General features: G+C 65.5%; 8 protein-coding genes. 7 read left to right on the forward strand and 1 reads right to left on the reverse strand.

The features are described 5' to 3' along the window. Nucleotides 1–149 precede the first annotated feature (149 nt). From xdhA to ACPEES_RS13255, 5 genes are all read left to right on the forward strand, one after another. Nucleotides 150–1613 carry a xanthine dehydrogenase small subunit gene (xdhA, locus tag ACPEES_RS13235; RefSeq protein WP_435103973.1) on the forward strand — a complete coding sequence of 488 codons (1464 nt, stop codon included), beginning with the start codon at nt 150–152 and terminating at the stop codon, nt 1611–1613. Beyond that, nucleotides 1610–3970 (forward strand): xanthine dehydrogenase molybdopterin binding subunit, encoded by a 2361-nt coding sequence (xdhB, locus tag ACPEES_RS13240; RefSeq protein WP_435103974.1) that lies wholly within the window; start codon nt 1610–1612, stop codon nt 3968–3970. Before xdhA ends, xdhB begins: the two co-directional genes overlap by 4 nt. Then, entirely contained in the window at nt 3967–4758 is a 792-nt protein-coding gene (xdhC, locus tag ACPEES_RS13245) for a xanthine dehydrogenase accessory protein XdhC (protein WP_435103975.1), read from the forward strand. Before xdhB ends, xdhC begins: the two co-directional genes overlap by 4 nt. A gap of 198 nt (nt 4759–4956) precedes the next feature. Next, nucleotides 4957–5514, forward strand: coding sequence for a biotin transporter BioY (locus ACPEES_RS13250; protein WP_435103976.1), 558 nt, complete (start codon nt 4957–4959; stop codon nt 5512–5514). 166 nt (nt 5515–5680) lie between these two features. Next, a complete protein-coding gene (locus ACPEES_RS13255) occupies nt 5681–6001 on the forward strand; it encodes a c-type cytochrome (protein ID WP_435103977.1) in 321 nt (106 codons plus the stop codon). A 106-nt stretch (nt 6002–6107) separates the two neighbouring features. On the opposite strand, the gene ACPEES_RS13260 is transcribed toward ACPEES_RS13255, so the two are convergent. Further along, nucleotides 6108–7025 carry a ferritin family protein gene (locus ACPEES_RS13260; RefSeq protein ID WP_435103978.1) on the reverse strand — a complete coding sequence of 306 codons (918 nt, stop codon included), beginning with the start codon at nt 7023–7025 and terminating at the stop codon, nt 6108–6110. A 240-nt stretch (nt 7026–7265) separates the two neighbouring features. Between ACPEES_RS13260 and ACPEES_RS13265 the strand changes: the two genes are divergently transcribed. Together ACPEES_RS13265 and nosZ are read left to right on the forward strand one after the other, a co-directional pair. After that, nucleotides 7266–9536 carry a 4Fe-4S binding protein gene (locus tag ACPEES_RS13265; RefSeq protein WP_435103980.1) on the forward strand — a complete coding sequence of 757 codons (2271 nt, stop codon included), beginning with the start codon at nt 7266–7268 and terminating at the stop codon, nt 9534–9536. Between the two features lie 12 nt (nt 9537–9548). Then, entirely contained in the window at nt 9549–11480 is a 1932-nt protein-coding gene (nosZ, locus tag ACPEES_RS13270; RefSeq protein WP_435103981.1) for a TAT-dependent nitrous-oxide reductase, read from the forward strand. Nucleotides 11481–11482 lie beyond the last annotated feature (2 nt).

The following is an 11482-nucleotide window of genomic DNA, read 5'->3' on the forward strand; positions in this document are numbered from 1 at the left end:
CGGCATAGGCGCAAGGCCGGGTGGGGGACTCGGCACCGCGCATGGGCTATAGGGGTAGAGGTTGGAATGTATACAAAACGGTTCTATTCTGATGCTACACAGGCCAGGGATCGCAATGCATACACCGGCCTGATCACTGGAGGAGAGCAATGACGTCTTCGGTCCGCTTCCTGCTGGGCCACGAGGCGCGCGAGCTGCGCGACGTGGACCCGACGCAAACCGTGCTGCAGTGGCTGCGCACCGACGCGCGCGCCAACGGCACGAAGGAGGGGTGCGCGGAAGGCGACTGCGGCGCCTGCACGGTCGTTATCGGAGCGCCGGACGGGCGGGGCGGCATGCGCTACCGCGCGGTCAACGCCTGCATCCTGTTCGTTCCCACTCTCGACGGTTGCCAGTTGCTGACCGTGGAGCACTTGCAGCGCGACGATGGCGCGCTGCATCCGGTGCAGCAGGCGATGGTGGACTATCACGGCTCGCAGTGCGGCTTCTGCACACCGGGGTTCGTGATGTCGCTGTTCGCGTTGTATCTCACCGAGGACCGGCCCACGCGGCAGCGGGTCAACGACGTGCTCGCCGGTAACCTCTGCCGTTGTACCGGCTATCGGCCCATCGTTGACGCGGCCATGGCCATGTACGACTACGCGTGGGAAGACCACACGCGCGCCCGTGCGGCCGAGACCGCCGAGCGCCTGAGCGCCATGCGTCGTGACGACACCCTGGCCCTGGAGCACGACGGCCGCCGTTATTTCGCACCGGTGAATGCCGCGGGTCTGGCGGCCGTGCTTGCCGACCATCCCCAGGCGACTCTGCTTGCCGGCGGTACCGATGTGGGGTTGTGGGTCACCAAGCAGCATCGCGATCTCGATACCGTCGTCTACGTGGGTGATGTAGCAGAGCTTCATGGCATCGAGGAGCGCTCCGACGGCGTGGAGATCGGTGCTGCGGTCACCCACAGCGAGGCCTATGCCACGTTGGAGCGTTATTTCCCGGATTTCGGCGAGCTGATGCGCCGCTTTGCGTCGGTGCAGATCCGCAATTCCGGCACCCTGGGCGGGAATATCGCCAACGGCTCGCCCATCGGCGATTCCATGCCGGTGCTTATCGCCCTGGGCGCACGGCTGGTGCTGCGCGGTCCGGACGGCCAGCGCGAGCTGCCGCTGGAGGACTACTTCATCGATTACGGTAAGCAGGACCGGGGCCCGGGCGAGTTCGTGGAGCGCATCAAGGTGCCGGCACTCGCCGACAACGAGCATTTCCGCTGCTACAAGATCTCCAAGCGTTTCGATCAGGATATCTCCGCAGTGTGTGCGGCGTTCAAGGTGCGCATCGCCGACGGTCGCGTGGTGGAGGCACGTACCGGTTTCGGCGGTGTCGCCGCAACGCCCAGGCGCGCACGCCATACGGAGGCCGAGCTCACCGGCCAGCGCTGGAACGAGGAGACGGTGCAGAAGGGCGAAGCCGCGCTCACCGCCGAGTTCACGCCCCTCACCGACATGCGTGCGAGCCAGGAGTACCGGCGGCTGGTGACCGCGCAGCTGCTGCGGAAGTTCTACATCGAGACCACTCAGCCCGGGGAGGCGACCCGGGTGCTCGCCGAGGAGGCTGAGGCATGAGCATTTTCACGCCGAAGATCCAAGGAAGCGTCCACACGCCCCAGCGGCACGACAGCGCCCACAAGCACGTCAGCGGCGAGGCCATTTACGTGGACGACATTCCCGAGCCCCGGGATCTGCTGCACGTCTACGCGCGGCTTGCCGAGCGTGCCCATGCGCGGATCACCCGTCTCGACGTGAGCGAGGTGCGCACCGCCTCCGGCGTCGCCGCGGTGGTGACCCCTGACGACGTGCGCGAGACCACCAACGACATCGGCCCGGTATTCCCCGGTGACCAGGTCTTCGCCGACGGCGAAGTACTGTTCTACGGCCAGCCGCTGTTCGCCGTCGCCGGCGACAGCATCGAGGCCGCCCGGCGGGCGGCGATGCGCGCCGAGGTGGATTACGAGGACCTCGACGCGATCCTCAGCATCGAGCAGGCGCTGGAGCAAGACGCCTATATCCTGCCGCCGAAGACCTGGGAGCGCGGCGACTCCGCCAAGGCGCTCGCGAGTGCCCCCCACCGCTTGCAGGGACGCACTCACGTGGGCGGCCAGGAGCATTTTTACCTGGAGGGCCAGGTGGCCATGGCCGTGCCCCAGGAAGACGGCGACATGCTCGTCTACAGCTCGACCCAGCATCCCTCGGAAGTGCAGCATTTGGTGGCCAAGGTCCTGGGGCTATCCGACCACGCAGTGACTGTCGAGACACGGCGCATGGGCGGCGCCTTCGGCGGCAAGGAGACCCAGGGGGCGCAGATCGCGGTGATCGCCGCGCTGCTCGCCAAGCGTACCGGCCGGCCGGTGAAGTACCGCCTGGATCGTGACGACGATATGACCATGACCGGCAAGCGTCACGATTTCCTCATCGACTATGACGTCGGCTTCGACGACGACGGCCGTATCACCGGCATCGAGATCATGCAGGCAGCGCGCTGCGGCTATGCGCCGGATCTCTCGCACTCGGTGGCGGACCGGGCGATGTACCACGCCGACAACGCCTACTACCTCGATAACGTCACCATCACCTCCAGGCGTTGCCGGACACATACCGTCTCCAACACCGCTTTCCGAGGCTTCGGCGGTCCCCAGGGCATGGTGGGCATGGAGCACATCATCGAGGAGATCGCCCGGGCCCTGGGCAAGGATCCGCTGGCGATCCGCAGGATCAACTTCTACGGCGTCGGCGAGCGCAACGTGACGCCCTACGGTATGACCGTGGAGGACAACATCCTCCACGAGTTGGTGCCCCAGCTCGAGGAGAGCGCCGAGTATGCCCGGCGCCGCGAGGCGGTGAGCCACTACAACGCGCACAGCCGGTGGCTCAAGAAGGGGCTGGCCATCACGCCGGTGAAGTTCGGCATTTCATTCACCGCCAAGCACTTGAACCAGGCCGGCGCGCTGGTGCTCGTCTACCAGGATGGCACCGTGCAGCTCAACCACGGCGGCACGGAGATGGGCCAGGGCCTCAACACCAAGGTCGCCCAGATCGTCGCCGACGTCTTCGGCATCGACTTCGAGCGGGTGCGCATTACCGCCACCCACACCGGCAAGGTGCCGAACACCTCGCCAACGGCGGCGTCCTCCGGTTCCGACCTCAACGGCGCCGCGGCCTACAACGCGGCGAGCAAGATCGTCGACCGCATCCTGCCGCTCATCCGCGATCATTTCGAGGTTTCGTCGGAGACCAAGATCGAATTCCGCGGTAACCACGTGTACGCGGGCGACCGGGCACTCGGCAGCTTCGCCGATATCGTCAAGCTCGCCTACTTCAATCGCATCCAGCTTTCGGCGGCCGGCTTCTACGCCACGCCCAAGCTCGAAATCGCCGAGGATGGCCGCGGGCGGCCGTTCTACTACTTCGCTTATGGTGCGGCCTGCTCCGAGGTGCTGGTGGACACGCTCACCGGCGAGTACCGCACCACCCGCGTGGACATTCTCCACGACGTGGGCCGCTCGCTGAACCAGGCCATCGACATGGGCCAGATCGAGGGCGGCTTCATCCAGGGCGTGGGCTGGCTCACCACCGAGGAGCTGTGGTGGAACGACAAGGGCCGGCTGATGACCCACGCACCATCCACCTACAAGATCCCGGCCTGCAGCGATCTGCCGGCGGATTTCCGCGCCGAGATCTACGAGCGCGGTGAGAACGTGGAGGAGGCCATCCACCGGTCCAAGGCCGTGGGCGAGCCGCCGCTGATGCTCGGTATGTCCGTGTTGCATGCGTTGAAGGACGCCGTCGCCGCTGTGGGCGATTATCGGGTGGCCGCGCCGCTTCACGCGCCGGCGACGCCGGAGGCGGTGTTGATGGCCATACAGGAAGTTCGCAAGGCCACCAGTCAGCCCGCCTCCGAGTCGGTGGCGGAGGTCGCCGAATGAGCCACTGGATCGAGGAGCTCGCCGATTACCACCAGCGCGACCGTGCCTGTGTGCTGGTGACGCTGGTGGGCATCGAGGGCTCCTCACCCCGGGAGGCGGGCGCGAAGATGATCGTCTCGCGCGAGAGTGCCTCCGGCACTTTGGGCGGCGGCACCGTGGAGCACATCGCCCAGGAGCGCGCCCGCGAGCTGCTCGCCGCTGGCCCGGACCGGACGAGTGGGCCGCTGCTCGAGGAGTTCGTGCTCAACGACGCCATTGACCAGGCCTGCGGCGGACGCATGTCGCTTCTGTTCGAGCCGGTGTGGCCGGCGGCGTTCCAGATCGGGCTCTTCGGGGCCGGGCACGTGGGTCAGGCGCTGGTCAAGGCGCTTGCCGACGTGCCCTGCCGGGTGCACTGGGTGGATTCCCGCGCGGAAGTCTTTCCGGAGCAAATCCCGGCGGTGGCTTCGCGCATCGTCGCTGATCGGCCGGAAGAGCAGGTCGCCCGGCTGCCTGACGGTGCCTACGTCATTGCCATGACCCACAGTCACGAGATCGATCTCGAGATCGTGGCTGCGGCGTTGACCGCCGGTCGTTTCGCTTTCATCGGTACGATCGGTTCGAAGACCAAGCGCGGCCGTTTTCGCAGCCAGCTCCGGGACCGGGGGCTGGCACCCGAAGCGATCGAGCGACTGGTCATTCCCATCGGCCTGCCAGGGGTCGGTGGCAAGCGCCCTGCCGAGATCGGGATCTCGGTGGCCGCCCAGCTCCTGCAACTGCGCGAGGAACGCGACCGTCAACCCGCTTGACGCTGACACGGTTGACGGCGTGTGGCAGACTCCATGGCCGTAACCCGTACCGGGTTGCGGCTGTTTCGCGTGAAGAATACGCCAAAAGGTGAGAGTGAGCGGCTGCCTCTGCCCGCTGAGCCGTCTGGCGCGGGTAGGGCGACTTGACGTCAAGGCGGTCGCCCACGACGGATACAATTTCGGCAGGAGGCAAATCGCATGACGTTAGGAGCATGGCTCGGTCGTGAGGAAGTCGGCGCGCGGGAGCGCGTGCTCGGCTCGGTGGTTTCGGTGCTGGTCGGCAGCGCGCTGCTCGCGCTGGCTACCCGGGTGGAGATTCCGTTCTGGCCGGTGCCGCTGAACATGCAGACCTTCGTCGTGCTGACCCTGGGGCTGATCTACGGACCTGCGCTGGGGCTGGCCACGGTGCTCACGTACATTGCCGAGGGGCTCGCGGGGTTGCCGGTATTCGCCCATGGCGGCGGTCCCGCCTATATTGCCGGGCCCACCGGGGGCTACCTGATCGGTTTTGCCGCGGCCGCCTGGACCGCCGGCCAGCTCGCTCATCGCGGCTGGCTGCGTAATCCGGTGACCGCAGTGGCGGCGGCGTTGATCGCGAATATCGTGGTCTACCTCTTCGGCGTGAGCTGGCTCGCCGTGGTGCTCGGCGATGCGGGCAAGGCCGTGGCCGTTGGGTTGACACCTTTCCTGCTGGGGGCCGCGCTGAAAGTCACCGGCGCAGGCCTGCTGGCCCACGCGTTCGATCGCTGGCGCTAATACCCGCTGCGCGCCACGGTGGGGGCGCCGTGGCGCGGATTGCTCCGCTGCGACGGAATTGGCGCATGACAATACCTCTGAGAAAATTAGTAAGGGCTTGCTGCGTGCGGTAAATGAAGTAAACTGAATACTCCTTCTAGCTTTGAACTGCGCGCAGGTTCGTACAATGAAGAAATTGATTGCTCTAGTAGGTGCATTGGTGGTTGCGACCGGGGCGAATGCCGCCGGCGATGCGGAGGCCGGCAAGGGCAAGGCTGCCGCATGCGCGAGCTGCCATGGCCAGAACGGCATCGCCACGGCCCCGATCTATCCCAATCTGGCGGGCCAGAACGAGCAGTATCTGGTGAGTGCCATCAAGGCGTACAAGAACAAGGAGCGCTCGGGCGGACAGAGTGCCGTGATGTACCCGATGGTGGGCGGTCTCTCCGACCAGGACATCCAGGATTTGGCTGCCTACTTCTCGTCACTGCCTGCCAACGGCGGCTGAGCGGTGGGGAGCAGCCAGTGCGTCTGGCTGCGTCTTGAAGGCCAATGTCTCGTGAAGGCCTGCCGGTATCGGTAGGCCTTCGTCGTATGTGGCAGAGCACCGCTGTTCATTCCTCACCACCGTCGGCTGACAGGACCATAGCGCGACAGTCGTTCAAGCGTGCTAGCCGCTTGAGCACGTGATCGGCCCACTGCTGGGCCGCTTCGACGAGCGCTTCATTGAAGGCCTGTTCGGCGGTTCGCAGGTAGGTCTCATACAGCGCTTCGGTATGGCGCAGGGCATCGTCCACGAGCTCGAGCGGTGTCTGGCCGTCCGACGCATGCGGTGTCGCCGCATCGGTATCGCCTGCGTCGCTGCACAGCGCGGCGAGGCGGCGGGCGACCTCGGGTGCGCCGCTCGCGCGACACATATCGGCGGCGCGGCGTACGCGTCGGTGCGCTGTAGCCTCCTGGGCCTTTGCGTACCGCCTGAGCGAGGGGACATCACTGAAGAAGACCGGCGCCCCCTCCTGCTCGCGTTGGGCATGGTTCGCCCGGCGCCGCTGCAGACGTAATAGCGCTACGTGCCCCAGCTCTTCCTCCGCCATGCCCTCGGCATATTCACGAACTTCCGGGTCGACGGCCTCCGTGGCGATGTGCACGTAGTACGAAAATGCGCGTTCTTCGTTGTGAACCGCCAGGTCAAGGGCGCTGACCGGTGTCATGAGTGATTCCCCTCCAGCCTCGGCGATTTCCTCCTCGGAAATCGACTCGGGGGATTGCCACTGGAAATCCGGCAGGCTCGCGACCTCATGGCCGCTTGCCGACGCCCACTGCGCGACCGTCGCCTCGTGCTCACGCTCTTGTTCCTCGATACGACGAAACAGCGCCGCTAGCTCGGGATGGCCGGCGTCCGCCATGCGCGCAGCCAGTTCGGCGTATCGACGTGCTGCTTCGGCTTCCATGGCAGCGGCGAGCCGGAACAGGTCGTCGGCGTTGGCCACCGCGGGCAGTGTGGTGAAGTCGTATATGGCGTCTCGGGGCATTGGTCGCACTCCGATTCCTGGCACGGCTTTGGATTCCTCGTTACCTGCTCACCATACCCCTGTTGCGCATCGTCGGTGCATATAACCAGTACTTGATCTGCATCAAAAGGCTGAGATGGGGGCCTTTAGTAAGGTGGCGTCGCCGCCTGGGAGAGGCCTTCACGGCCTTGCAGGCGCACCGGTCCGGCCGCGTGAGCGTGCCGCGGACATGTCATGCGCAATGCGAGGATGCACCTGCCTATGTGTACAGCTTCCATCAGGTCGTCCGGTGTCCGCACCCTCGCGCTGGTTGTGGCGATCGTGTTGCTGGCGTTTTCCGGGCAGGTCTGGGGGAAGGATCTGGGCGGGTATCTCGCCGGGCTCGAGCCCGCCGAGCTGATTCCCGGCGCCGACCGTTTCGGCGAGGTCCAGAGCGATCCCGCCGCGGCGCCCGTCTATCAGGGCGGCGAGCGCGTCGGCTATGCCCTGCTCAATACCGACTACGCGCGCGCCATCGGCTATTCCAGCAAGCCCATCGAGATCGTCATCGGTATCGATAGCGCCGGCATCGTGCGTGGTGCCGAGCTCGTCGAGCACCACGAGCCCATCGTGCTGATCGGCATTCCGGAACAGCGTGTCAGGGATTTTCTGGATCAGTTCATCGGGTTCGATGCGACCGCCGGCACCGAGACCGACTCGCCCGTGGACATGGTCTCCGGGGCGACGGTGACCGTGCTGGTAATGGAGGACAGCCTCACCTGGGCGGCCCACCAGGCGGCAAAGCAGTTGGGCCTTGGCGATCTGGAGCCGATGCCCGTCGGGGCGGATACGCCGAAACGGTCCGTGGATATGGACCGTTCGCCGGAGGTCAAGGACTGGTCGACGCTACTGGAAGAGGGGTCGGTCTCGGAAACGCGCCTGTCCGTGGGGGACGTCAATCAGGCGTTCACCGAGCTCGGTCACCCCGAGGCGGGGCGCCGTCGTCAGCGTGAGCCGGCGGAGGCGACCTTCATCGAGCTCTACACCGCGTTGGTGAGCGTGCCGAGCATCGGGCGGTCGCTGCTCGGCGAGAACGAGTGGCGCAACCTGCGCGAGCGCCTGGAACCGGGGCAGCATGCGGTACTGGTCGCCGGGCAGGGTCGGTATTCGTTCAAGGGATCGGGCTACGTCCGTGGCGGGATTTTCGACCGCATCGAGCTCGTCCATGGCGACGGGACCGTGCGCTTCCATGACTATCAGCACAAGCGCATGAGCCGCGTCGCCGCCGAGGGTGCTCCGGATCTCGCGGAAGTAAGCGTTTTCGCGATACCGACATCGGTTGCCTTCGACCCGGCCGAGCCGTGGTCGCTGACGCTGCTGGTGCAGCGTGCCACGGGGCCGTTGTCCAAGGTCTTCGCGCGTTTCGAGCTGCCCTACGAGCTACCGCGGACATACCTCACGCCGTTGCCGGCGCCGGCTCGTGCCACCCCCGGCGATAGCGCCAGCGTGCAGGGATCCGCGGGGCCGGGTTCCAAGCTGTGGAAACGCGCCTGGCAGGGCAAGGCGGTCAGCCTGGGACTGCTTGCGGCGCTGTTGCTCGTGCTCACCGCCGTGTTCTTCTTTCAGACCTGGTTTACGCGGCGTCCGCGCCTGCTCAAGGGCGTGCGCTACGGCATTCTGACGTTCGTCCTCGTCTGGCTCGGCTGGTGGGCAAACGCGCAGCTGTCGGTGGTCAACGTCTTCACCCTCACCAATGCCGTGCTCACGGAATTCAGCTGGTCGTACTTTCTCATGGATCCGCTGGTGTTCGTGCTCTGGGCGGGTGTGGCCGCCTCCCTGCTGTTCTGGGCCCGCGGCGCGTTCTGTGGGTGGCTGTGCCCGTTCGGTGCGTTGCAGGAGCTGACCAATCACATCGCGCGACGGTTCGGCGTCAGGCAGTTCCGCGTACCTTTCGGTCTGCACGAACGCCTGTGGCCGATCAAGTACATCATTTTCCTGTTCCTCTTCGGTCTTTCCCTCTACGACCTGGCGCTCGCCGAGCGCCTCGCCGAGGTGGAACCGTTCAAGACGGCCATCATTCTCAACTTCGCCCGGGAGTGGCCGTACGTGATCTACGCCCTGACGCTGCTCGCCGTGGGGTTGTTCATCGAGCGATTCTTCTGCCGCTACCTCTGCCCGCTCGGGGCAGCACTGGCGATACCCGCTCGGCTGCGCATGTTTGAGTGGCTCAAGCGTTGGCCGGAGTGCGGTACGCAGTGCCACCGCTGTGCCCGGGAGTGCCCCGTGCAGTCGATTCACCCCGAGGGACACATCAACGTCAACGAGTGCATCTCCTGCCTGCACTGCCAGGAGCTGTATTTCTGCAACCAACGCTGCCCGCACAACGTCACCCGGCGACTCAAACGCGAACGCCGCCGGGCACTGGGGCGCCGTAGCAAGAACACGACCCCGGGGGAGACCGCGGCCGTGCCGCAGACGTCATCTCCCGACGGGGCGGTGAAGACAGTGAGCTGGGGCGATCCCAGGTCATCCAGACAGGAAAAATCCAACTAAGGAGATGCACTGATGAGCGACGATAAACGCAAGGCGGGCGTGAGCCGGCGCGAGTTTCTCGGCGGGTCCACCAAACTGGCGACCATGGCGGGGCTGACCGGCGTCGCTGGTGGCCTGGGGGCGGGCTGGGCGTTGCAGCCGGGCACCGCCCACGCCGCCGGCAGCGGCAAGGCCGTCGTCGAGCCCGGCCAGCTCGATGATTACTACGGTTTCTATTCCAGTGGTCAGTCGGGCGAGGTACGCATCTACGGGATCCCTTCCATGCGCGAGCTGGTGCGCATCCCCGTGTTCAACCGCTGCTCCGCCACCGGCTGGGGGAGCACCAACGAGAGCCTGCGGATCCTGCGCGAGGGCCTCACCGATGAGACCCGTGCATACCTGGACAAGCATGGCGAAAGCCGTAACGGCATCTGGCTCAACGGTGATGCGCACCATCCGCACATGTCGTTCACCGACGGCAGCTATGACGGGCGTTATCTGTTCATCCAGGACAAGGCGAACCGCCGCATGGCGCGTATTCGCTGTGACGTGATGAAGTGCGACAAGATCATCGAGGTCCCCAACGCCACCGCGATGCACGGTATGCGCCCGCAGAAAGCGCCGCGTACCGGGTATGTGTTCGTCAATGGCGAGCACAGGGTGCCCGTGCCCAACGACGGCCGCGATCTCGACGACCCGAGCAAGTACCACGCGATCTTCACCGCCGTCGACGGTGACAAGATGGAGGTCGCCTGGCAGGTGATCGTCGACGGCAACCTGGATAACACCGATTGCGACTACCAGGGCAAGTACGCCTTTTCCACGTGCTACAACGCCGAGGCCGGCGTGACCCTGGAGGAGATGACTGCCGAGGAGCAGGACTGGGTGGTGGTCTTCAACCTCGAGCGCATCGAGCAGGCGGTGGCCAACGGCGACGTGGAGACCATTGCCGGCGTGCCGGTGATCGATGGCCGTCATGGCTCGCCGTATACCCTCTACGTGCCCATCTCCAAGGGCCCTCACGGCATCAATACCGCGCCGGACAAGCGCCACGTCGCGGTCAACGGCAAGCTCTCGCCCACTGTTTCGGTGCTGGATGTCACCCGGTTCGAGAAGGCGTTCAAGGGCGACATCGAGCCCCGCGGGGTGGTCGTGGCGGAACCCGAGCTCGGCCTCGGCCCACTGCATACCGCCTTCGATGGCCGCGGCAACGCCTATACGACGTTGTTCATCGACAGCCAGATCGCCAAGTGGAACATCGACAAGGCAATCCGGGCGTACAACGGCGAGGATGTCGAAGTCATAGCTCAGAAGCTCGACGTCCACTACCAGCCCGGGCACAACCACACCTCCATGGGGGAGACCCTGGACGCCGATGGCCAGTGGTTGGTGTCGCTGAACAAGTTCTCCAAGGACCGCTTCCTCAACGTGGGGCCGCTCAAGCCGGAAAATGATCAGCTCATCGATATCTCCGGCGACGAGATGAAGCTCGTCCATGACGGCCCGACGTTCTCGGAGCCGCATGACATCATCATCGTCCGCTCGGATCTCATCAGCCCGCGGGCGAGCTGGGATCGCAACGACCCCATGTTCGCGGAGACGCTGAAGATGGCCGAACGTGACGGGGTCAATCCGATGGGGGCGAACACCGTGGTGCGCGATGGCAACCAGGTGCGCGTCTACATGTTCTCCATCGCACCGAAGTTCAGCATGAGTGAGTTCCGCGTCAAGCAGGGCGATGAGGTCACGGTGGTGATCACCAACATGGATACCGTGGAGGATCTCACCCACGGCTTCACGCTGGAGAACTACGGTGTGGCGATGGAGGTGGCGCCCCAGGCCACGGCGTCGATGACCTTCACTGCCGACCGGCCCGGGGTCTACTGGTATTACTGCCAGTGGTTCTGCCACGCGCTGCATATGGAGATGCGTGGCCGGATGCTGGTCGAGCCGAGGGAGGCGTAAGC

The sequence above is a fragment of the Arhodomonas sp. AD133 genome (assembly GCF_051195215.1).
Classification (GTDB): Bacteria; Pseudomonadota; Gammaproteobacteria; order Nitrococcales; family Nitrococcaceae; genus Arhodomonas.